Below are 21,589 nucleotides of genomic sequence, written 5' to 3'. Positions count from 1 at the left end.
CGATGTTCCGTCGCAGCCTGCTGGCCGGCCTCGCCGTGCCGGCCATCGCCCGGGCGCAGGGGCAGGTCCCCTCCTGGCCGGCGGGGCCGATCCGCATCATCGCCCCCTTCCCGCCCGGCGGCAGCGTGGACACCATCGCCCGGCTGCTGGTGCCGTCGCTGCAGGCGAGCCTCGGCGTGCCGGTCGTGGTCGAGAACCGCTCCGGCGCGGCGGGGGCGCTGGGCACCCAGGCGGCGGCGCGGGCGGCGCCCGATGGCAATACCTGGGTGCTGGTCTTCGACAGCCATGCGACGGCGAATGCGCTGAACCCGAATGCCGGCTTCGATGCCCGGCGCGACTTCGCCCCGGTGATGCTGCTGGCGACGGCGCCGATGCTGCTGACGGCGCCGGCCGGGCGGCCCTGGACCACGCTGGCCGAGGTGGCCGCGGCGGCCAGGGCGAAGCCCGATACCATCACCTATGGCACCGTCGGCGCCGGCAGCCTGGCGCATCTGACGATGGAGGTGCTGCAGCAGCGCGGCGGCTTCAGCCTGGTGCATGTGCCCTATCGCGGCGGCGGGCCGCTGGCGACGGCGGCGATCGCCGGCGAGATCGATCTCGCCATCGCCTCCCGCGTCGGGCTCGGCGGCCAGGTGGGCAGCCGGCTGCGGGCGCTGGCGCAGACCGGGGCGCAGCGCTCCGCCTCCCTGCCCGACCTGCCGACGGTGGCCGAATCGGGCTTCCCGGGATTCGAGGCGGCGGCCTTCTGGGGGATGCTGGCGCCGGCCGCGGTGCCGGCGCCGATCGTCGCGCGCTTCCAGGCGGCCCTGGCCGCGGCGCTGGCCGAGCCGGTGGTGCGCCAGCGGCTGGTGGAGGGCCAGGGGGTGGATATCCGTGGCGCCGGCCCGGCGGAATTCGCCGGCTTCCTGGACCAGCAGGTGGAGACCTGGGGGGCGATCGTGCGGGCGCGGAATATCCGGCTGGACTAGGCGTCCCGCGTCGCCTTCCGGCCCGCGGTGCCGGAGCCCGGCCCCTCGGCCCGGCGGTCCTGGGCGGCGCCGCCGAGGTCGGACAGGGCACGGGCCAGCATCGCCGCGCCGACGCGCGGGATGAACAGCGAGGTCGCCGCCGCCCGCGCATGGCGGAACTGCAGCAGGATGCGGCCATCCTTGGCGACGGTCGCCATGCAGCCGGCGGTATCCAGCGGCGGCTTGTCGGCCGAGGTGACGGCGACGCCGAGCGGGTCGCCCTGCGCGATGCGCAGGCGATGGGCATCGTCGGCGGCGCCGCGCAGGTTCAGCAGCAGCTTCTCCACCAGCAGCAGCGGCAGCTCGAGCGCGAGCGGCCCTTCCTCCGTGGTCAGGCTGATCCGCAAGCTGTCCGGGCTGATGGTGATGTCATCCGAAAGGCCGATCACGCTGCGGTTCTTCATGGACTGGCCCTGACCTTCTGTGCCGGATCACCGGCTCGAAGATTGTATACAGTTAACGGGCAGCGGCCACGCGGAATCTGGCAGAAAAAAGGCAATAGCGGCAGCGGCGCCGGCAGGTGTGACATTGGCGCCGCGCTTCACGCCGGGACGCAGCGTCCGGCGGCCGGCGCCAAGCCGCCTTGACCGCGCGGCGCGTCCGCTGTCCCATCGCGCCCTATCCGCTACCAAGGGAGAATACGTCATGCGCGCCTGGGCCGTGGTCGAAACGGGCAAGCCGTTGCAGGAAATCGAGCTGCCGACGCCGGAGCCCAAGGGCGCGGAAGTGCTGCTGGAAGTGACGCATGCCGGCGTCTGCCATTCCGACCTGCATATCTGGGAAGGCGAATACGACCTCGGCAGCCGCGGCAAGATGCGGCTGACCGACCGCGGCGTGAAGCTGCCGCTGGCGATGGGCCACGAGATCGTCGGCCGGGTGGTGAAGCTCGGGCCGGATGCGGCCAACCAGGGCAGCAAGGTCGGCGACATCCGCGTCGTCTTTCCCTGGGTCGGCTGCGGCAAATGCGCGGTCTGCCAGCGCGACGAGGAGAACATGTGCCTCAACGGGCGCAGCCTCGGCGTCTACCAGAACGGCGGCTATGCGACGCACGTGCTGGCGACGCACGTGAAGCACCTGATCGACATCGAGGGCGTCGATCCCTCGCTGGCCGCGACCTATGCCTGCTCGGGCGTCACGGTCTATTCCGCCATCAACAAGCTGCTGCCGATGGAGCCGGACGAGCCGATCGTGGTGGTCGGCGCCGGCGGGCTCGGGCTGAACGCCATCGCCATCCTGAAGGCGCTCGGCCACAAGCGGATCTGCGTGGTCGACGTCAGCGAGGAGAAGCTGGCGGCGGCCAAGGCGCAGGGCGCGACGGATACCGTCCTGGCCGGCGCCGAGGGCACCACCGACCGCATCGTCAAGGCCTGCGGCGGGCCGGTGGCCGGCGTGGTGGACCTGGTGAACGGCACCCAGACCGCGCGCTATGCCTTCGATGCGCTGCGCAAGGGCGGCAAGCTGGTGCAGGTCGGGCTGTTCGGCGGCGAGCTGGGGATCCCACTGCCGCTGATGCCGATCAAGGCGCTGACCATCCAGGGCAGCTACGTCGGCAACGTGAAGGAGCTGCGGGCGCTGATCGACATCGCGAAGAAGGGGCTGATCCCCTCCATCCCGGTCGAGAACACGCCGCAGCGCAATGCCGATGCGGTGCTGCACCGGCTGAAGGAAGGCAAGATCACCGGCCGCGTGGTGCTCGTCGCGGAGTGAGCGGCGGCGGGACGAAGCCCTTCGTCCCGCCTTATCCGCCCAGGCCGGAGCGGCTGCCGCAATGGCGGGTGCTGATCCGCGAGGGGCGGCGGAACAGCCTCTCGGTCCTGCCGCGCATCGCCTATGAGCGGGACCTGCTGACCACCCGGGTGCTGAGCCGCGACATCGTGCTCGTCAACAGCCCGGCGACGGTGCAGGAAGCCTTCGTCGACAAGCACGAGGTCTTCCAGCGGAAAAGCCCGCAATTCCGCTTCGCCCTGGTGCCGCTGGTCGGCGACAGCATGTTCGCCAGCGACGGCGCGCTGTGGCGCGAGCGGCGGCGGCTGATGGCCCCCGTCACCCACGCCTCCCGCCTGGCGGAACTGCTGCCGCCGGCGACCGAGACCGTCGCGGAATGGCGGGCGGAGTGGGCGCGGCTGCCGGCGGGCACGCCGGTCGACGTGCTGGCGGCGATGGGGCAGCTCGCGGCGGCGATGATCTGCCGCAGCCTGTTCGGCCGGGCGCTGGGGCGGCAGGCGGCGGGGGCCATCGTCGCCGGCTTCGCCGAGTACCAGGCGGTGGTCGACTTCGCCGATCCGCTGTCCCTGCTCGGCCTGCCGGACTGGCTGCCGCGCTGGCGCGGCGGCCGGGTGCGGGCGGCGATCCGGCGCATGCATGCGGTGGTCGATGCGCTGATCGACGAGGTGCTGGCGGCGGCCCCCGGGGAGCAGTCGCTGATCCGGGCGATGCTGCAGGCGGGCGCGGGTTCGATGGACCGGGCGGCCTTCCGCAACGAGGCCATCGTGCTGTTCATCGCCGGCCACGAGACCACGGCGAACCTGCTGGCCTGGGCCTGGTACCTGCTGTCGCAGGACTCCGCCAGCGAGGCGCGGCTGCGGGCGGAGGCGGCGGCGGTGCTCGGCGGGCGGACGGCGGGGCTGGCGGAGGTGCCGAAGCTGGTCTTCACCCGGGCGGTGGTGGAGGAAACCTTGCGGCTGTTTCCGCCGGTGCCGATCCTGTCGCGGCAGGCGCTGGCGGATGATTCCATCGGCGGACGGCCGGTGCGGCGCGGCGCGGTGGTGGTGGCGATCCCCTGGCTGCTGCACCGGCGGCCGGCGCTCTGGGCGCAGCCGGATGCCTTCGTGCCGGAGCGTTTCATGCCGGGCCGGCCGCGGCCGCCGCGGCATGGCTACATCCCCTTCAGCACCGGGCCGCGCATCTGCACCGGCCAGCAATTCGGCCTGGCGGAGGCGGTGATCGCGCTGGCGAGCCTGGCGCAGGACGGGCGGCTGCGGCTGGCGCCGGGGGCGGTGGTCATGCCGACCGCGAAGCTGACCTTGCGGCCGGGGGAGCGGCTGCCGATGCTGCTGGAACGCGATGCGGAACCATGCATCCGAGGGGAAGGACGCCAGGCATGAACAGGCTGGATGGAAAGGTCGCGCTGATCTCGGGCGCGGCGCGCGGCATCGGCGGCGAGACGGCACGGCGGATGGCCGAGGCCGGCGCCCGGGTGGTGGTCGGCGACCTGCTGGACGAGGCGGGGGAGCAGACCGTGGCGGCGATCCGCGCCGCCGGCGGACAGGCGGAATACGTCCACCTCGACGTGACGCGGGAGGCGGATTGGACGGCGGCGATCGAGCGCGCCACCGGGCGGTTCGGCAAGCTGGACGTGCTGGTGAACAATGCCGGCGTCTTCATCGGCAAGTCGATCGAGGAGATCAGCCTCGAGGAATGGCACCGGCTGGTGGCGGTGAACATGACGGGCGTCTTCCTCGGCACCCGCATGGCGGTGCCGGCGCTGCGGGAGGCGGCCAAGGGCGCCGAGCATGGCAGCACCATCGTCAACCTGGCCTCGATCGCCGGGCTGGTGGGCTCGCAGCTCGACCCGCTCTATTCGATGACCAAGGGGGGCGTGACGCTCTTCACCAAGTCGGCGGCGCTGGAGTTCGGCCGGAAGGGCTACCGGATCCGGGTGAACTCGATCCATCCGGGGGTGATCGAGACCGAGATGGGCGAGCAGACCTTCGCGGCGCGGGCGCGGCGGACCGGCAGCAACGATACCGCGCCGGTGCGCCAGGGCGTGGCGGAGAGCGTGCCCTGGGGCCGGCTGGGCGTCGCGCTCGACATCGCCAAGGGGATCGTCTTCCTGGCCTCGGACGATGCCGGCTACATGAATGGCGCCGGGCTGGTGGTGGACGGCGGCTTCACCGCCGCCTGAACGGGCCTAGCCTTCGAGGGCATCCCAGTTCTCGCCCCAGCGGTCGAGAAAGGTGATGTCCCGGAGCGGGCCGCGGCCGACCGGGCCGAATTTCCCCATCGGCCAGCCGATGGGGAGGATGGCGTAGGAATGCACGCCGGGGGGCAGGCCGAGCGCCGCCTCGGCTTCCTTCTCGTACAGCAGGTGCCGCGTCGTCAGCGTGGCGCCGAGGCCGAGCGCGCGGGCGGCGAGCAGCATGTTCTGCACCGCCGGATAGACCGAGGCGCCGGACCAGCGGCTGGGCTTTGCCTCCTCGAGGCAGGCGACGATCCAGACCGGCGCCTCGTGGAAATGCTCGGTCAGGTATTCGACCGCGGTGTGCTGGCGGTGGTAGCGCTCCGCCGTGCTGCCGGGGGGCGGCGCGCTGGCGGCGTAGCGGGGGCCGACCACCTCGTCGAAGGCCTTCTTGTACCAGACCTGGACGGCCTGCTTGATGGCCGGGTCCTTGATGACCAGGAAGCGCCACTTCTGGGTATTGCCGCCATTGGCCGCCGCGGCGCCGGCGCGGAGGATCCGGGCGATCATCTCATCCGGCACCGGGTCCGGCTTCAGCCGCCGCATGGCGCGGGTGCCGTGCAGGATCTCGAAGATGTCGGTCGGCTCGGCCATGGCGCGGTCCCCCTTTGTTACGCCGAAAAGTCTCCCACGGAGGGGGGCGGTTCGGAAGGCCAGGGGCCGCCGGTGACCGGGTCGGTGACGGGGTCCTCGACCATGTCGATGGCCGAGAGCGCTTCGGCGTGCTGGTCCTCGGTGCCGGTGAATTCCTCCGGCACGGCGCCCGGCGGATAGGCGCCGACGACCAGCAGGTCGGCGCTGGCACCGAGGTTGCGGTGGCCGACGCCGGCGGGCAGCACCACCACGTCGCCGGCCCGCAGCGCGAGCGTCGGGCCCGCGGCGCCGCCGAGCTGCACCCGGACCTCGCCGCGGGCGATGGCCAGCGCCTCATGCGCATTCGGGTGGTAGTGGTGATAGGGGTGGATGCCGTTGCGCCAAGCGGGCGGCCAGCCGTGGCGGGCGAACAGGGCCTCGGCGGTGGCGGGATCGCCCGGCGGCAGGGCGGCGCGGTAGAGCAGCACCGACAGCCGGGGGTTGTTCGGGATGCTGCCGTCATCGGCGAAGCGCAACACTTCGGGTGTCATCCGCGGCCTCCTCAACTTGCGCCCGATCAAAGCCGGAGCATGAAGGATCGTTCCAATTGGTGCCACCCCATGTAGTCTCGGGGGCCTGAGGGAGGGACTGACATGTCAGGGCTTATCAGGTTGCGGCATTTCATCCAGGACATGACCCGGCTGGCCGACCAGGGCGCCGACGAGCGACGCTGGCTGACCGAGGGCGCCGATCTGCTGGCGGGGCTGGTCGCGGTCGACGACTGGCTGCCGGCGGAGATGGCCGAGGCCGGGCCGAGCTACCGGCAATACCTGCTGCATTGCGACCCGGCGGAGCGCTTCTGCATCGTGAGCTTCGTCTGGGGCCCCGGGCAGCGGACGCCGGTGCACAACCACACCATCTGGGGCCTGGTCGGCATGCTGCGGGGCGAGGAGGTCTCGACCGAGATGCGGCCGGGCGCGGCGGGCCAGCCGATGCAGCCGGGCCAGGTGGACCGGCTCTCCCCCGGCCAGGTGGTGGCGGTCAGCGCCAATACCTATGACATCCACGTGGTGGAGAATGCCTATACCGACCGCACCAGCATCAGCATCCATTGCTACGGCGGGAATATCGGCGCGGTGGCGCGCAGCGTCTTCGACCCGGCGACGAGTGCCACGAAGCGCTTCATCTCCGGCTACCACAACGAGCGGGTGCCCAATGTCTGGGACCGCAGCAAGGAACTGGTTCCGGCCTGAGCGCACAGGGGCCTGGGCGCGGAAGTCCCGGCGGGCCGAGGCCCACCAGTCCGGAACAAGAGCCCGGCGGGCCGAGGCCCGCCAGTCCGGAACAAGAGCCCGGCGGGCCGAGGCCCGCCAGTCCGGAAAAAAGCCCGGCGGGCCGAGGCCCGCCGGGTCGGGTTCACCGCAGCGGCGTCAGATGAACCAGTGGCCGGTCGCCTCGAAATTGGCGGTGACCTGGGCGCCGATGGCATCCCAGTCCACGATGCCATTGGTATCGAGGCCGAGGGCATCGACCGCGGCCAGCACATCCGCCGCCGGGGCGACGGCCATGAGCTCGCCGGAGGCGACGGGCAGCGCCAGCTTGTAGCCGGCGGTGCCGTCGACCTCGCCGGTGGTGCCGGCGCCCTGGACTTCGGTGGTGGTCATGCCGTGCAGCACCACCTCCTTGGCCTCGAGCGGGCTCAGGCTGGCAAGGACCGCCTGGGCATTCGGGTCTTCCGGGGAGAAGTGGAAGACCTCGTGATAGGCGAGCACGCCATCGGCGCCGACGGTCGGGAAGACCGAGGCGTCGCTGTGGTCGTGGCCGGCGGTGCCATGGTCATGCGCGGCGGTGGCGGGGTCGAGGGTCAGGTTGAGCTGGATCGGGCCGTAGCTGACCAGGCCTTCGCCGAGCTCGACGAAGCCGTCGCCATCGGCATCGAGCTTGATGGTCGGCGACTTGGAATTGGTGCCGTCCTCGAAGCCGTGGATGTGCTGGATATGCATCTGGCCGGGCTCCAGGCCGGTCGCCTGGATATCCACCGTCAGCGTGCTGGCGTTCTGGTCGAGCAGCAGGACGGCGCGGCCCTCGATCCCCGAATTGTTCAGGGCGGTGAAATCGGTGGAATAGAGGGTGAAGCCGTCGCGGACATAGGTCTCGTGTGCCATCTGCGTCTCCTTGGGCCCATGCGGGACCAATGGCGCTACGGCGCCCGGACAGGTGCCGGATGCGTGACGATCATGACTTTTCACGTGATTCCGCCTCACGCACGTTCCGGCCCTGGCGTGCCGAGGGCGATTGGCCTGCCGGCCCCGGCTGGCTATGACAGCGCCACGCCACCCACCCAGCCGGAAAGGCCAGAGCCGATGCCCATGGACGAGACTTCGACCGCAACCCCCGCCGCCCTGCCCGACCGGCTGGCGACCAATCCGAAGAGTCCCTTCCACAACCCGGAGCTTCTGGCCCGTGGGATCGGCATCCGCTTCAACGGGGCGGAGAAGACCAATGTGGACGAGTATTGCGTCAGCGAGGGCTGGGTGCGGCTGACGGTGGGCAAGAGCGTCGACCGGCACGGCAATCCGATGACGATCAAGCTGAATGGCAAGGTGGAGCCGTACTTCCGGGAGGAATGAGAAAAAGGCCGGGAGACATGGTCTCCCGGCCCCCCCTACATGGTCAGACCCAGTCGCGGCCTTGCGTTCCTAGAGCTTGACCTTCAGCAGCGCGCCGATCTCGCCGACGATGCCGCGGCGGAAGGCGAGCACGCAGACCACGAAGATGACGCCCTGGATCACCGTCACCCAGGCGCCCAGCTCCGCCAGGTAGTTCTGCATGGCGACGATGACCGCGGCGCCGATCACCGGGCCGAAGACGGTCCCGAGGCCGCCGACCAGGGTCATCAGCACCACCTCCCCCGACATCGACCAATGCACGTCCGTCAGCGTGGCGATGCCGAAGACCAGCGACTTGGTGGCGCCGGCGACGCCGGCCAGCGAGGCCGAGAGGATGAAGGCCATCAGCTTGTAGTCGTCGGTCCGGTAGCCGAGCGAGGTGGAGCGCGGCTCGTTCTCCTTGATGGACTTCAGCACCATGCCGTAGGGCGAATGGATGATCCGGTGGATCAGCAGGAAGCCCAGCAGGAAGACCGCCGCCACCACCCAGTACATGGTCAGGTCGGTATCGAGCGAGACGACGCCGAAGAGCTTGCCGCGCGGGATGGCCTGGATGCCGTCCTCGCCGCCGGTGAAGGGCGCCTGGACGCAGAAGAAGTAGATCATCTGCGCCAGGGCCAGGGTGATCATGGCGAAGTAGATGCCCTGGCGGCGGATGGCGACCCAGCCGGCGACGGCGCCGAGCCCGGCGGCGACCAGCCCGCCGGTGATGATCGCCAGTTCCGGGGTCATCCCCCAGGCCTTGGCGACATGGCCGGCGATATAGCCGCCCATGCCGAAATAGGCGGCATGGCCGAAGCTCAGCAGCCCGACATAGCCGATCAGCAGGTTGAAGGCGCAGGCAAAGAGGGCGAAGCAGAGCAGCTTCATCAGGAATACGGGGTAGAGGAAGAAGGGGGAGATCGCCAGGAAGGCGACCATGATCCCGAGGGCGCCGAACTGCGCCTTGGAGAAGCCCCAGATCCCATGATCCTCCCGCACGGGGGCGGGAATGGCGCCGGCGGTGATGCTGGTATCAGGCATGGATCAGGCCCTCCCGAAGAGGCCGGCGGGGCGTGCGACGAGCACGATCGCCATGATGACGAAGACGACGGTGGCCGAGGCCTCCGGCCAGAAGACCTTAGTCAGGCCCTCCACGATGCCGAGGCCGAAGCCGGTGATGATGGAGCCGATGATGGAGCCCATGCCGCCGATGACCACCACCGCGAAGACCACGATGATGAGGTTGGTGCCCATCTGCGGATTGACCGAGTAGATCGGCGCCGCGAGCACACCGCCGATGGCGGCGAGGGCCACGCCGAAGCCATAGGTGAGCGTCACCATGCGGGGCACGTTGACGCCGAAGGCCTGGACCAGCGGCGCATTCTCGGTCGCGGCACGCAGGTAGGCGCCGAGCCGGGTCTTCTCGATCAGCAGCCAGGTGGCCAGGCACAGCACGAGCGCCGCGACCACGACCCAGCCGCGGTAGATCGGCATGTACATGAAGCCGAGGTCCCAGGCGCCCTGCAGCTCCGGCGGGATGCGGTAGGGCAGGCCCGAGGAGCCGAACTGGTTGCGGAAGATGCCCTCGATGATCAGGCCGACGCCGAAGGTCAGCAGCAGGCCGTAGATATGGTCCAGCTTATAGAGCCGGCTGATCATCAATCGCTCGAGCACCACGCCGGTGAAGCCGATGATGAGCGGCACCAGCAGCAGGGCCCACCAGTAGTTCAGGCCCAGCCATTCCAGCAGCATCCAGGCGGCGAAGGCGCCCATCATGAACTGCGCGCCATGGGTGAAGTTGATGATGTTGAGCAGGCCGAAGATCACCGCGAGCCCGAGCGACATCATCGCGTAGAAGGCGCCGTTGATCAGCCCGAGCAGCAATTGCCCGAACAGCAATGGCGCGGGGATGCCGAAGATATCGTCCATGCGGGTCAGCGGTCCTTAGAGTTCATGGAGAGCGGTCAGCTGCGGACCAGCGGGCACTGGCCTTCCGCGAGGGGGCGGAAGGCTTCGTCACCCGGCGTGGTGGCCACCAGCTTGTACAGGTCCCAGGGGTTGGTCGAGGCGGCCGGCGCCTTCACCTCGAAGAGGTAGCCGGGATGGAGCTTGCGGCCATCGGCGCGGATGGTGCCGGGGCCGAAGGCGTCGTCGTCGCAGGGCATCGCCTTCATGCGGGCCACGGCATCGACGCCGCTGGCCCTGGCGGCGGCGACGCCCATGTCGGCGACCGCTTTCAGGTAGTGCAGCACGGCGCCGTAGCAGCCGGCCGGCACCATGGCCGGCGGGCGGTCCTGGTTCTTCGCCCGCACCCGCTGGGTCAGCGCCCGGGTGCGGTCGTTCAGGTCCCAGTAGAAGGCCTCGGTCAGCAGCAGCCCCTGCCCGCTCTCGAGGCCGAGCGACTTGATGTCGACCACGCCCATCAGCAGGGCGGCGAGCTTCATCTGCCGGTGCAGGCCGAATTCGCGGGCGCCCTTGATGCAGTTCACCGTATCGGTGGAGGCATTGGCGAAGCCGAGCACCTTGGCCCGGCTGGACTGCGCCTGCAGTAGGAAGGCGGAGAAATCGGTGGTCGCCGGGAAGGGATAGCGGGCAGAGCCGACCACCCGGCCGCCCTGGGCCCTGACGAAATTGCCGGTATCGCGTTCCAGCGCATGGCCGAAGGCATAGTCGGCGGTGATGAAGTACCAGCTGTCGCCGCCCTGCTTGACGATGGCGGCCCCGGTGGACTTGGCCAGCATGTAGGTGTCGTAGGTCCAGTGGACCGTGTTCGGGCTGCACTGGGTGCCGGTGAGGTCGGAGGTGGCGGCGCCCGAGTTCAGGTGGACCTTGTTCTTCTCCCGCGCGATCTGGTTGACCGCCAGCGCCACCGAGGAGGTCGGCAGGTCGACGATGGCATCGACGCCCTGGTCGAACCATTGCCGGGCGATGTTGGCGCCGACGTCGGGGCGGTTCTGGTGGTCGGCCTGCAGCACCTCGACCTGGAAGCCCTGGGGCGCGAAATCCTGCACCGCCTGCTGGGTGAGGACGACGCTGCCCGGGCCGGTGGTATCCCGGTAGGGGCCGGACATGTCGGTGATGACGCCGATCCGGATCGTGTTCGCCGCCTGGGCGCGCGCCGATCGGGGGCCAGCCAGAGACGCGGTGGCGGCAGCCCCCGCGGCGAGCAGATCACGTCTCTGGATGGCCATCGTCTCTCTCCCTGGTTTCTTAGCTGCGGATCAGGCTGCACCCACCCTCGTTCATGGGGCGGAAGGCTTCCTCCGCCGGGGTGGTTTGCAGCAGCTTGTAGTAGTCCCACGGCGCCTTGCTCTCGGCCGGGGTCTTCACCTCAAACAGGTAGCTGGGGCAGAGCTTGCGGCCATCCTCGCGGATGCGGCCCGGCCCGAAGGCGTCGTCGTCGCAGGGCATCGCCTTCATGCGGTTGACGACCTCGATGCCGGAGGCCTTGGAGGCGGCGACGCCCATGTCGGCGACGGCCTTCAGGTAGTGCAGCGCCGCCGAGTAATTGGCGATGGAGGCCATGTTCGGCTTGATGTCCTTCAGCCGGGGCTTCAGCCGCTCGGTCACCGCGCGGGTGCGGTCGTTGAGGTCCCAGTAGAAGCTTTCCGTCAGCACCAGCCCCTGCGCGGTGTTGAGGCCGAGGGCATGGACGTCGGGGAGGAACATCAGCAGCGCCGCCAGCTTCACGCCGCGCCGCGTGACGCCGAACTCGGCCGCCTGCTTGATGGAGTTGACAGTATCGGCGCCGGCATTGGCCAGGCCGATGACCTTGGCGCGGGAGGCCTGCGCCTGCACCAGGAAGGAGGAGAAGTCGGAGGTCGAGGGGAAAGGATAGCGCACCGCGCCATTCACCTTGCCGCCGGCCGCCTTGATGAAGGCGGTCGCGTCGCGTTCCAGCGCATGGCCGAAGGCATAGTCGGCGGTGATGAAGAACCAGCTGTCCCCGCCGGCCTTCACCATGGCGCCGCCGGTCGACTTGGCCAGCATGTAGGTATCGTACATCCAGTGCACCGTATTCGGGCTGCACTGGGCGCCGGTCAGGTCGGAGGTGGCCGAGCCAGTGTTGATATAGGCCTTGTTCTTCTCCCGGGCGACGTTGTTCACCGCGAGGCCGACCGAGGAGGTCGGCACGTCGAGGATGAGGTCAACGCCCTGGTCGTACCACTGCCGGGCGATGTTCACCCCGACATCGGGCTTGTTCTGATGGTCGGCCGAGAGGACCTCCACCGTGAAGCCCTTGTTGCCGAATTCGGCGACCGCCTGGCGGGTGCATTCCACGCCATAGGGGCCGCTGATGTCGCGGTAGGTGCCGGACTGGTCGTTCAGCACGCCGATGCGGATGGTATTGGCGGCCTGCGCCCGGCCGAGCCTCGGCAGGGCCGGCATCATCGTGGCGCCGAGGGAGGCGGCGAGCAGGCTGCGACGGGTTGCGGTCATCACGATGGCCTCCGGCGTGGCGTCAGGTGCGGACCAGGGCACAGCCGCCCTCGTTCAGGGGGCGGAAGGCCTCCTCGGCCGCCGTGGTCTGCAGGACCTTGTAGTAGTCCCAGGGCTTCTTCGATTCCGCCGGGGTCTTCACCTCGAGCAGGTAGCTCGGGCAGAGCTTGCGGCCATCGGCGCGGATGGAGCCGGCGCCGAAGGCATCGTCGTCGGTCGGCATCGCCTTCATGCGGTTGACCACGTCGGTGCCCGACGCCTTGGCCGCGGCGACGCCCATGGCCTGCACCGCCTTCAGGTAATGCAGGGTGCCGGAATAGCAGCCGGCATGGATCTGGTTCGGATAAAGGTTGGGCATCTTCGGCAGGACGCGCTGGGTGAAGGCGCGGGTGCGGTCGTTGAGGTCCCAGTAGAAGCTCTCGGTGCAGACCAGCCCCTGCCCGGTCTCGAGCCCGATCGAATGCACGTCGGTGATGAACATCAGCAGCGCGGCGAGCTTGGTGCCGCGCTTGGTGATGCCGAACTCGGCGGCCTGCTTGACGCAGTTGATGGTGTCCGAGCCCGCATTGGCGAAGCCGATGACCTTGGCGCGGGAGGATTGCGCCTGCACCAGGAAGGAGGAGAAGTCGGAGGTCGCTGGGAATGGCGTGCGCACCTGGCCGAGGACGCGGCCGCCCGAGGCCTTGACGAAATTCCCCGTGTCACGCTCCAGCGCATGGCCGAAGGCGTAGTCCGCGGTGATGAAGAACCAGGTATCGCCGCCCGCCTTCACCATGGCGCCGCCGGTCGACTTCGACAGCATGAAGGTGTCGTAGGACCAATGCACCATGGTCGGGCTGCACTGCGCGCCCGTCAGGTCCGAGGTGGCGGAGCCGGTGTTGATGTAGGCCTTGTTCTTCTCGCGCGAGACATTGTTCACCGCGAGGCCGACCGAGCTGGTCGGCACGTCGAGGATGAGGTCGACGCCCTGGTCGTACCATTGCCGGGCCAGGTTCACGCCGACATCGGGGCGGTTCTGGTGGTCGGCGAAGATCAGCTCGACGTTGAAGCCCTGCTGGCCGAATTCGGTGATGGCCTGCTGGGTGCAGGCGACCGAGCCCGGGCCGGTATTGTCCTTGTAGGTCCCGGACATGTCGTTCATCACGCCGATGCGGATGGTATTCGCGGCCTGAGCACGGGTCAGGCGCGGCAGGCTGGTCACCGCGGCGGCGGTCGCTCCGGTGCCCAACAGGGCGCGGCGGGTCATCTGCATCTTGGTTCTTCCCCTGTTGGCGCCGCGCGGTCTTTGCCGCGCGGTTTAGGCGTGGCGCGGCTTCAGCTTCGGACGAGCGGGCAGCCCCCTTCGGCCAGCGGGCGGAAGGCCTCGTCGATCGGCGTGGTCTGCAGCAGCTTGTAGTAGTCCCAGGCGCCCTTGGACTCCGCCGGGTTCTTCACCTCGAACAGGTAGGCCGGGTGGATCTTGCGGCCATCGGCGCGGATGGAGCCCTGCCCGAAGCAATCGTCGTCGGTCGGCATCGCCTTCATGCGGGCAACCGTCGCGGCGCCATCGGCCTTGGCCGCGGCGACGCCCATATCGGTCGCGGCCTTCAGGTAGTGCAGCGCGGCGCTGTAGCAGCCGGCATGCGACATCGCCGGCATGTTGCCGGCCATGTGCGGCTTCACCCGGTTGGTGAAGGCGCGGGTGCGGTCGTTGAGGTCCCAGTAGAAGGTCTCGGTCAGCACCAGCCCCTGCGCCGCGGGCAGGCCGAGGGCATGGACGTCGTTGATGAACATCAGCAGCACGGCGATCTTGGTGCCGCGCCGGGTGATGCCGAACTCGGCGGCCTGCTTCACCGCATTCACCGTATCGGCGCCGGCATTGGCGAGACCGATGATCTTGGCGCGCGAGGATTGCGCCTGCACCAGGAAGGAGGAGAAATCGGTGTTGCCGAGCGGCGCCCGGACGTTGCCGAGGACGCGGCCGCCGGAGGCCTTGACGAAATTGCCGGTGTCGCGTTCCAGCGCATGGCCGAAGGCGTAGTCGGCGGTGACGAAGAACCAGGTATCGCCGCCGGCCTTGACCATGGCGCCGCCGGTCGACTTCGCCAGCATCCAGGTGTCGTAGGTCCAGTGGACGGTGTTCGGCGTGCACTGCGCGCCGGTGAGGTCGGCGGTCGCGGCGCCGGAGTTCAGGAAGACCTTGTTCTTCTCCCGCACCACGCCGTTCACCGCGAGGGCGACGGCGCTGTTGGGGACGTCGATGATGACGTCGACGCCGTCGCGGTCGATCCATTGCCGGGCGATGTTGCTGCCGACATCGGGCTTGTTCTGGTGGTCGCCGGCGACGACCTCGACGGTGAGGCCGCTGCGGGCGCCGAAATCCTGGATCGCCTGGCGGACCGCGGCGACGGAGGTCGGGCCGGAGATGTCCTTGTAGACGCCGGATTGGTCGTTCAGCACGCCGATCTTCAGGGTATTGGCTTGCGCCCGGGCGCCGCGCCCCAGCAGCAGGGGGGATGCGGCGGCGGCGGTCAGCAGGCTGCGGCGGGCGAACGACATGCGGGGGATTTTCCTTAGACGCCGAGGTATTCGTGCAGGCGGCCGAGCGAGGCCGTCAGTTCGTCGTTGCGGACCATGTCGACGACGCGGCCATGTTCCATGACGTAGTGGCGGTCGGCGACCGTCTGGGCGAAGCGGAAGTTCTGCTCGACCAGCAGCACGGTGAAGCCGCGCGCCTTGATCTCGCGGATCATCCGGCCGATCTGCTGGACGATGACGGGGGCGAGGCCCTCGGTCGGCTCATCGAGCAGGAGCAGCTTGGCGCCGGTGCGCAGGATGCGGGCGATGGCCAGCATCTGCTGCTCGCCGCCCGAGAGCTTGGTGCCCTGGCTGTTCGCGCGTTCCTTCAGGTTGGGGAACAGCGTGTAGATCGTATCCAGGTCGAGGCCACCGGGCTGCACGACCGGCGGCAGCAGCAGGTTCTCGGTGACGTTGAGGCTGGCGAAGATGCCGCGCTCCTCGGGGCAATAGCCGATGCCGGCGCGGGCGATGAGGTCGGAACGCTGGCCGATCGTCTCCGTCCCGGCGTAGCGGATGCTGCCGGTGCGGCGGCCGACCAGGCCCATGATGGCGCGCAGCGTGCTGGTCTTGCCGGCGCCGTTGCGGCCGAGCAGGGTGACCACCTCGCCCGGATGCACGTCGACATCGACGCCGTGCAGCACATGGCTTTCGCCGTACCAGGCCTGGAGGTCGCGGATTTCGAGCAGGGCGGCGCCGGTCTTCGCGGTGCGGGCCGGGGCGATGGCTTCAGACATGCGCCGGGGCTCCTTCAGCATTGGCTTCGGTGCCGAGATAGGCGGCGATGACATCCGGGTTGCGGGAGACGGCGGCATAGTCGCCTTCCGCCAGCACGCTGCCGCGAGCCAGCACGGTGATGCAGTCACACAGGCCGGAGACGACCTTGAGGTTGTGCTCCACCAGCAGCACGGTGCGGCCGACCGAGACGCGCTTCACCAGCGCGACGATGCGGTCCACGTCCTCATGCGTCATGCCGGCGGTCGGCTCGTCGAGCAGCATCATGGTCGGGTCGAGCGCGAGGGTGGTGGCGATCTCCAGCGCGCGCTTGCGGCCATAGGGAAGCTCCCCGGCATTGATGCGCGCATAGGTGGTGAGGCCGACATCCTCCAGCAGTTCCATGGCGCGGTCGTCGAAGGCGCGCAGCAGGCTGTCGGAGCGCCAGAAATCGAAGCTGCCGCCGCGCTGGCGCTGCAGCGCGACGCGGACATTCTCGAGCACCGTCAGATGCGGGAAGACGGCGGAGATCTGGAAGCTGCGGACGAGGCCGAGGCGGGCGACTTCCGCCGGCTTCATGCCGGTGATGTCCTTGCCATCGTATTTGATCTGGCCGCGCGTGGGCGCCAGGAACTTGGTCAGCAGATTGAAACAGGTGGTCTTGCCGGCACCGTTCGGGCCGATAAGGCCATGGATGCTGCCACGGCGAATCTTCAGGGATACGTCGCTGACGGCGACGAATCCCCGGAATTCCTTGGTCAGCCCAATCGTTTCCAGGATGGAATCAGTCACCCGGATCGCTCTCCCCGCAGCGGTCGCCCCGGGAAATCCCGGGGGCCGTCATTGCGGCTAGGTATGGCCGGGAGAGCGGCCGGATGCAAGGCGTGTGGCGGGTTTCCGACCGAAACAGGGCGGTTTCAAGGTCACAAGCCCGGTTGGTCGGTTTTGGTCGAGCGACCTAGCGCAGCCCGTCCTGGCCGACGATCTCCGCCGTGGTCAGGCCGCCGATGCGCGGGCTGGGGCGGCCGCCATCGGTCAGCGCGAGGCAGACCAGGATCTCGTTCGCGCGGGGGGCATCGGGCAGGCGGGCCTCGATGGCATCGAAGTGGCTGCGGACGAAGGCGGCATCCTTGTGGCCGAGCGGCACGTCGATCCCGGTGCCGGGGCCGCCGGACTTCTTTGCCGAGGGGATCAGCGCGGGACCCTTGCCGAGCGCGGCGCGGACCGGGGCGCCCATCTTCGGGTGCAGCAGCGCGGCGGCGTGTTCCAGCTCACCCCCCTCCCCCACGATGGCGGCCTTGCCGAAGCTTTCCACCTGCTCGCCCGGGATGCCGAGGGCGGCGATGGCCCGCGCCGCGAGCAGGGCGCCCAGCTCCTCGCCCTGGGCGACCAGCTCGGAAAGGTCCTCGACGTAGCGGCCGGCGAAGGGGTTCTCGATGACGGCGCAGGCGATGACGCGGCGGATGGGGCGCGGGAGGTCGCGGCCCATCTCGCGGTGGGTCTCGTCGAGGAGGATGGCGAGCTTGCGGATGATGGCGGGCATTGGGTTTCAAGGAAGGTTGGGGAGGGGAAAGTATTCCCTCCCCAAACCCCACCTTTCCTTTCTGTTCTTAAAGAATAGAAATAGATGAGGGGTTGGACGCACTGCGTTCAACGGGAGAATACCTTCTCCCCAACCTTGCTTCAGTTCCGCCCGGCCAGCTTCGCCAGCCGCGCCCCATGCCCGATCACCGCGCCGAGCGAGCCGAGGTTCCGCCCATCCGCCAGGGCCGCGAGGCCGGCGCCGATCTTGCCTTCCTTGAAGCGGGCGAAGGCATCGCCGATCGAGATGCTGAAGTGCAGCATGATGCTGGCATCGCGGTAGCAGTCGGTGGTGCAGGCCTGGCAGGGGTCGCGCATCACCTTGTCCGGGGTGAAGTCCCAGACCTTGGAGATGGGGGCCTTCCAGTCCTCGCAGCGCCAGAGGTCATAGTTCCAGTCGAGGTAGAAGTACTTGTAGCCGGCATGGCAGGTGAAACGCTCGCCCTGGCCGGTGAGGCGGCGCCGCATGTCGGCGATGGCGGCGCGCGGGTTGTGCACGGGGATGACGGCGCGGGCCTTCTCGACGCCCTCGAAGGCGGTCAGCAGCTCGGCCTGGGACATGTCGACGAGGTCGCTGTCCTCGGAATAGACCAGGGAGGAGGAGCCGAGGGCGGCCTTCCGCGGGTAGGAGAAGGTGACGGCGGCGAAGCCCAGCTCCTTCAGGAAGTGGCCCAGCGCCTCGTAGTCCTTCACCAGCCGGGTCATGGCGACGCTGGCGATGGGAGTGACGCCCTTGGCGGCGAGCCGGGTATTGGCGTCCTTGATGCGGGCGCAGACGCCCTTCAGGCCGCGGTTCTCCTCATGCAGGTGAGCATGTTCGCTGTCGATCGAGATGAAGATCGTGGTGATGCCGCTGGCGGCGATGGCATCCACCTTGGGGGGCAGCAGCCAGCCGTTGGTGACCATGGTGGGCTGGACGCCCTGGGCCGTCGCCTCGCGGACCATCTCGATGATGCGGGGGTGCAGCAGCGGCTCGCCGCCCATGAAGGTGGCGAAGCGGACATTGCCCTTGGCCCGCATATGGGCGAGGGCCTTGGGGAAGAGGTCGGCGTCGAGCCAGCTGCGGTGCTTCACGAAGCCCTTGTTGTGGGCGAAATTGCAGAAGTCGCAGGTGGCGTTGCACATGTTGGTGACGGAAAAATTGCAGATCGCCGGGCCGCCCTGGGGGATCAGCCGCAGCAGGTCCATCACGCTGGCGGTCTTCGGGTCGCGCGGCTTGGCCGGGGCGGTCGCCGTATCCATGACGAGCGGCGCCAGATCGGCTGTCATTGCGTCGGAAGCCTTGCTGGCCATCAACTAATCCCTTTGCGGCCCGGTGGCGCCCGATCGATCCGGGGCGGCATTCCACGGGGCCAATGCGGTGGTGTCCAGGACCCATGTGGTGAGCATGGCGGGTTTCCCTAGCGCATAGCCCTGGTTTCGGCCCGCTGCCAAGCGATAAGGCCGGGCAGGCTGAGGCAGACCTCCCGCGTGCGGCGGACCAGGGCGACGGCGAGCGCCGCGCCGGGGGGCACGCCGACCAGGGCGGCGGCGCCGATGATGGCGCCTTCCTGCACCGCCAGCGCCCCCGGCAACATGAATCCGACGTTCCGCAGCGCCTGGGCGAGGCTTTCGATCACCAGAGCATCGGCCAGCGACACGGGATGGCCGAGCAGGGCGAGGACGCCGGCGATCTCGAGCGCGCCGAGCAGCCAGGAGCCGGTGTGCCAGAGGGTGGCGAGCGCCAGGCGCGGCCAGTCGGCATGGAGTTCGAGGATCGACTGCTGCAGGCCATGGATCCAGCCCGGATCGATGGCGGGCCAGCGGCGCGAGAGGCGGGTCAGGCCCCGCTCCAGCAGGGCCAGCGGCAGGTGGCGCTGGAACAGCAGCATGGCGGCGGCCCCGGCGAGGGCGATGCCGAAGCCGGCGGCGGCGAAGCCGAGCAGGCCGGGGCCATCCCCGACGCCGAGCAGCAGGGCGACGCCGGCCAGGGTGAAGAACAGCTGGGAGACGGCCTCCAGCGTCAGGTCCACCGTGGCGGTGGCGCCGGCCAGCGGGCCGGGCACGTCGCGCCGGGTGAGCAGCCGGGCGGCGGCGGCCTGGCCGACCAGGGCCCCGGCCGGCAGCAGCGCATTGGCCGATTCGCGGAACCAGCGCAGCATTGCCATGGTACCGAAAGCCGGGCGCCGCTCGGGCGGCAGCAGGGCGCGCCAGGCGGCGGCCGTCAGCAGGATCTGCGGGATATGGACCGCCGCCGAGATGGCGACGGCGGCCGGCAGGTCAGCGAGAATGGCGCCGAGCCCGGGCAGCTCGCCGTAGTTCAGCGCGACGACCAAGGCGAGGACCAGCGCCCCCAGCAGCACCCCGTTGCGGATGCCGCTGTTCCAGCTTGCCGGATTGCTCAATGCCCGAGGACTTCCGGGACGCGCTCGGCGGGCGGCGTGTTGCGGCTGCGGCCGCAGCGCATCACGCCGTCGATCATCACGCCGCCGATGCCGGGGATGTCGCCGAGCTCGATGCTGTGCAGCAGGTCCCGCCCGGCGGAATGCTGGGCGCGGTCGAGGAAGACCAGGTCGGCGGCGCGCCCCACCTCGATCAGCCCGCTGTCGAGGTTGCGGATGCGGGCGGTATTGCCGGTGGCCAGCGCGATGGCCTGGGCCGCGGGGATGCCGCCGATCGAGGAGAGCAGCGAGATCATCCGCAGGATGCCGAGCGGCTGCACGCCGGAGCCGGCCGGGCTGTCGGTGCCGAGGATGACACGGTGGAGCACGCCGAGGTCACGCGCCGCCTGGACCGCGGCGATCGCCACGCGCTCATTGCCGTTGTGGACGATCTCGATGGCGCGGGTCGAGCGCTCGCAGAGCTCGCAGACATGCGCCTCGGACAGCGAGGTATGGCCGCCGTTGATATGGCCGATGATATCGGCATCGGCTTCCAGCACCGTATCGCGGTCGATGTAGCCGCTGCCGGGGACCGAGGGTCCGCCGGTGTGGATGGTGGACTGGATGCCGTACTTTCGGGCCCAGGCGACCATCTCCCGCGCCTCGTAGCCGGCCTTGACGCTGCCGAGGCCGACCTCGCCGAGCAGGGTGACGCCGGCGGCGGCCAATTCGGCGAAATCGGCCTCGACCATGCCCTTCTCCAGCACCGGCGCGCCGGCCAGCACCTTCACCCCGGCGGGGCGGAGGTTGTGGAAGCTGCGCTGGGCGAAGATGGCATGGGCCTTGAGGCCGATGATGTCGCGCGGGCGGCCGGGGGAATGCACCTCCCCGGCCGAGATCATGGTGGTGACGCCGCCGTTGAGGAAGCTCTCGACCCAGCCGATCTGGTTCTGCCGCGGCGTCCAGTCGCCCAGCACCGGGTGGACGTGGCTATCGACCAGGCCGGGGGAGACGGCGCCGCCATGCGCGTCGATGGTGGAATCGACCGGGCCGCGGGCGGCGAGCTCGGCGGCGCGGCCGATGGCGGCGATGCGGCCATCCTCGATCAGGATGGCATCGGCCCCGAGCACCGGTGCGGCGAGGTCGCCCGAGAGCAGCAGGCCGATGTTGCGGACCAGGATGCGGCCGGCCGCGGGGCCGGAGGTTTGTTCCACTGCCATCGTCGGGTCCCCTGCTGCGACGGGGGAGACTCTAGCCCCCGGCCGGTCGTAAGCCTAGAAACGAAACGCAGCGGCGGAGGCGCGCCCGTGGACGACCCGGACGAGTATGTGCTGGAGGAGCAGGTCGGCCACCTGCTGCGCCGGGCCTATCAGCGGCACCTGGCGCTGTTCCAGGGGATCATGGGGGAGGATGGGCCGACCTCGATGCAATTCGCCGCGCTGCATGTGCTGTGGAAGCGCGGGCCGCTGTCGCAGAACCTGCTCGGCCGGGCGCTGGCCATGGACCCGCCGACGGTGAAGGGCGTGGTGACGCGGCTGATGGCGCGCGGCCTGGTGGAGCGGGGCCGGGATGCGGCGGATGCCCGGCTGCTGCGGGTGGCGCTGACCCCGGCGGCGCGGGCGGCGCTGCCCGCCTGGGTCGAGAAGGCGCGGGCGGTGACGGCGGCGACGCTCGCGCCGCTGTCGCGCGAGGATGCGGCGCGGCTGGGGGCGATCCTGGCGAAGCTCGGGTGATTTCGGTTGTGACCGC

23 protein-coding genes are annotated in these 21,589 nt (G+C 69.6%); 7 read left to right on the top strand and 16 right to left on the bottom strand.

The window, feature by feature from the left end; genetic code table 11:
- Nucleotides 1–2: 2 nt before the first annotated feature.
- Nucleotides 3–968 (top strand): tripartite tricarboxylate transporter substrate-binding protein, encoded by a 966-nt coding sequence (locus tag AC0IW9_RS11910; protein ID WP_471648464.1) that lies wholly within the window; start codon nt 3–5, stop codon nt 966–968.
- On the opposite strand, the gene AC0IW9_RS11905 is transcribed toward AC0IW9_RS11910, so the two are convergent.
- Nucleotides 965–1,411: a hypothetical protein gene (locus tag AC0IW9_RS11905; RefSeq protein WP_471648463.1), complete on the bottom strand. Its 447-nt coding sequence runs from the start codon at nt 1,409–1,411 to the stop codon at nt 965–967. The two genes, AC0IW9_RS11910 and AC0IW9_RS11905, sit on opposite strands and share 4 nt — an antisense overlap.
- A 241-nt stretch (nt 1,412–1,652) precedes the next feature.
- Between AC0IW9_RS11905 and AC0IW9_RS11900 the strand changes: the two genes are divergently transcribed.
- Genes AC0IW9_RS11900 through AC0IW9_RS11890 form a run of 3 tightly spaced genes read left to right on the top strand, consistent with a single transcriptional unit; the run spans nt 1,653 to nt 4,911 of the window.
- Nucleotides 1,653–2,714 carry an alcohol dehydrogenase gene (locus AC0IW9_RS11900; RefSeq protein ID WP_471648462.1) on the top strand — a complete coding sequence of 354 codons (1,062 nt, stop codon included), beginning with the start codon at nt 1,653–1,655 and terminating at the stop codon, nt 2,712–2,714.
- The gene (locus AC0IW9_RS11895) at nt 2,711–4,111 is read left to right on the top strand and encodes a cytochrome P450 (RefSeq protein WP_471648461.1); all 1,401 of its coding nucleotides are present in this window, start codon (nt 2,711–2,713) and stop codon (nt 4,109–4,111) included. The genes AC0IW9_RS11900 and AC0IW9_RS11895 overlap by 4 nt, the downstream gene beginning before the upstream one ends.
- The gene (locus AC0IW9_RS11890) at nt 4,108–4,911 is read left to right on the top strand and encodes an SDR family NAD(P)-dependent oxidoreductase (protein WP_471648460.1); all 804 of its coding nucleotides are present in this window, start codon (nt 4,108–4,110) and stop codon (nt 4,909–4,911) included. The genes AC0IW9_RS11895 and AC0IW9_RS11890 overlap by 4 nt, the downstream gene beginning before the upstream one ends.
- A 6-nt stretch (nt 4,912–4,917) precedes the next feature.
- Here the strand turns inward: AC0IW9_RS11890 and AC0IW9_RS11885 are convergent, their stop codons facing one another.
- Nucleotides 4,918–5,559 carry a nitroreductase family protein gene (locus AC0IW9_RS11885; RefSeq protein WP_471648459.1) on the bottom strand — a complete coding sequence of 214 codons (642 nt, stop codon included), beginning with the start codon at nt 5,557–5,559 and terminating at the stop codon, nt 4,918–4,920.
- Between the two features lie 17 nt (nt 5,560–5,576).
- A complete protein-coding gene (locus tag AC0IW9_RS11880) occupies nt 5,577–6,089 on the bottom strand; it encodes a cupin domain-containing protein (protein WP_471648458.1) in 513 nt (170 codons plus the stop codon).
- 102 nt (nt 6,090–6,191) lie between these two features.
- Between AC0IW9_RS11880 and AC0IW9_RS11875 the strand changes: the two genes are divergently transcribed.
- A complete protein-coding gene (locus tag AC0IW9_RS11875) occupies nt 6,192–6,791 on the top strand; it encodes a cysteine dioxygenase family protein (RefSeq protein ID WP_471648457.1) in 600 nt (199 codons plus the stop codon).
- A 177-nt stretch (nt 6,792–6,968) separates the two neighbouring features.
- On the opposite strand, the gene AC0IW9_RS11870 is transcribed toward AC0IW9_RS11875, so the two are convergent.
- The gene (locus AC0IW9_RS11870; RefSeq protein ID WP_471648456.1) at nt 6,969–7,703 is read right to left on the bottom strand and encodes a hypothetical protein; all 735 of its coding nucleotides are present in this window, start codon (nt 7,701–7,703) and stop codon (nt 6,969–6,971) included.
- 204 nt (nt 7,704–7,907) lie between these two features.
- Here AC0IW9_RS11870 and AC0IW9_RS11865 point away from each other — a divergent pair, with 204 nt between their 5' ends.
- Nucleotides 7,908–8,168 (top strand): DUF3297 family protein, encoded by a 261-nt coding sequence (locus AC0IW9_RS11865; protein ID WP_471648455.1) that lies wholly within the window; start codon nt 7,908–7,910, stop codon nt 8,166–8,168.
- A gap of 69 nt (nt 8,169–8,237) precedes the next feature.
- Here the strand turns inward: AC0IW9_RS11865 and AC0IW9_RS11860 are convergent, their stop codons facing one another.
- The 12 genes from AC0IW9_RS11860 to AC0IW9_RS11805 all read right to left on the bottom strand — a co-directional run bounded on the left by AC0IW9_RS11860 (nt 8,238) and on the right by AC0IW9_RS11805 (nt 21,060).
- Nucleotides 8,238–9,230 (bottom strand): branched-chain amino acid ABC transporter permease, encoded by a 993-nt coding sequence (locus AC0IW9_RS11860; RefSeq protein ID WP_471648454.1) that lies wholly within the window; start codon nt 9,228–9,230, stop codon nt 8,238–8,240.
- A gap of 3 nt (nt 9,231–9,233) precedes the next feature.
- Complete coding sequence (locus AC0IW9_RS11855; RefSeq protein WP_471648453.1) at nt 9,234–10,118, bottom strand: branched-chain amino acid ABC transporter permease; 885 nt, start codon at nt 10,116–10,118, stop codon at nt 9,234–9,236.
- A gap of 35 nt (nt 10,119–10,153) precedes the next feature.
- Nucleotides 10,154–11,380: an ABC transporter substrate-binding protein gene (locus AC0IW9_RS11850; RefSeq protein ID WP_471648452.1), complete on the bottom strand. Its 1,227-nt coding sequence runs from the start codon at nt 11,378–11,380 to the stop codon at nt 10,154–10,156.
- A gap of 19 nt (nt 11,381–11,399) precedes the next feature.
- Entirely contained in the window at nt 11,400–12,629 is a 1,230-nt protein-coding gene (locus AC0IW9_RS11845) for an ABC transporter substrate-binding protein (protein WP_471648451.1), read from the bottom strand.
- A 22-nt stretch (nt 12,630–12,651) separates the two neighbouring features.
- A complete protein-coding gene (locus AC0IW9_RS11840; RefSeq protein ID WP_471648450.1) occupies nt 12,652–13,881 on the bottom strand; it encodes an ABC transporter substrate-binding protein in 1,230 nt (409 codons plus the stop codon).
- Between the two features lie 62 nt (nt 13,882–13,943).
- Nucleotides 13,944–15,167: an ABC transporter substrate-binding protein gene (locus tag AC0IW9_RS11835; protein WP_471648449.1), complete on the bottom strand. Its 1,224-nt coding sequence runs from the start codon at nt 15,165–15,167 to the stop codon at nt 13,944–13,946.
- A gap of 14 nt (nt 15,168–15,181) precedes the next feature.
- The gene (locus AC0IW9_RS11830) at nt 15,182–15,922 is read right to left on the bottom strand and encodes an ABC transporter ATP-binding protein (RefSeq protein WP_471648448.1); all 741 of its coding nucleotides are present in this window, start codon (nt 15,920–15,922) and stop codon (nt 15,182–15,184) included.
- Nucleotides 15,915–16,691 carry an ABC transporter ATP-binding protein gene (locus AC0IW9_RS11825; RefSeq protein ID WP_471648447.1) on the bottom strand — a complete coding sequence of 259 codons (777 nt, stop codon included), beginning with the start codon at nt 16,689–16,691 and terminating at the stop codon, nt 15,915–15,917. The genes AC0IW9_RS11830 and AC0IW9_RS11825 overlap by 8 nt, the downstream gene beginning before the upstream one ends.
- A gap of 166 nt (nt 16,692–16,857) precedes the next feature.
- A complete protein-coding gene (locus AC0IW9_RS11820; RefSeq protein ID WP_471648446.1) occupies nt 16,858–17,442 on the bottom strand; it encodes an amino acid synthesis family protein in 585 nt (194 codons plus the stop codon).
- Between the two features lie 140 nt (nt 17,443–17,582).
- The gene (locus AC0IW9_RS11815) at nt 17,583–18,749 is read right to left on the bottom strand and encodes a radical SAM protein (RefSeq protein WP_471648445.1); all 1,167 of its coding nucleotides are present in this window, start codon (nt 18,747–18,749) and stop codon (nt 17,583–17,585) included.
- A 131-nt stretch (nt 18,750–18,880) separates the two neighbouring features.
- Nucleotides 18,881–19,864, bottom strand: a complete 984-nt coding sequence (locus AC0IW9_RS11810) for a lysylphosphatidylglycerol synthase domain-containing protein (protein ID WP_471648444.1) — start codon at nt 19,862–19,864, stop codon at nt 18,881–18,883.
- Nucleotides 19,861–21,060, bottom strand: coding sequence for an amidohydrolase family protein (locus tag AC0IW9_RS11805; RefSeq protein WP_471648443.1), 1,200 nt, complete (start codon nt 21,058–21,060; stop codon nt 19,861–19,863). Before AC0IW9_RS11805 ends, AC0IW9_RS11810 begins: the two co-directional genes overlap by 4 nt.
- Nucleotides 21,061–21,147: 87 nt before the next feature.
- Between AC0IW9_RS11805 and AC0IW9_RS11800 the strand changes: the two genes are divergently transcribed.
- Nucleotides 21,148–21,573 carry a MarR family winged helix-turn-helix transcriptional regulator gene (locus AC0IW9_RS11800; RefSeq protein WP_471648442.1) on the top strand — a complete coding sequence of 142 codons (426 nt, stop codon included), beginning with the start codon at nt 21,148–21,150 and terminating at the stop codon, nt 21,571–21,573.
- The last annotated feature ends 16 nt before the right edge of the window (nt 21,574–21,589 follow it).

It is taken from the genome of Belnapia sp. AC561 (genome assembly GCF_979252845.1).
Note: the sequence above shows the minus strand (reverse complement) of the source record. Positions and strands in the feature narration are given on the sequence as shown.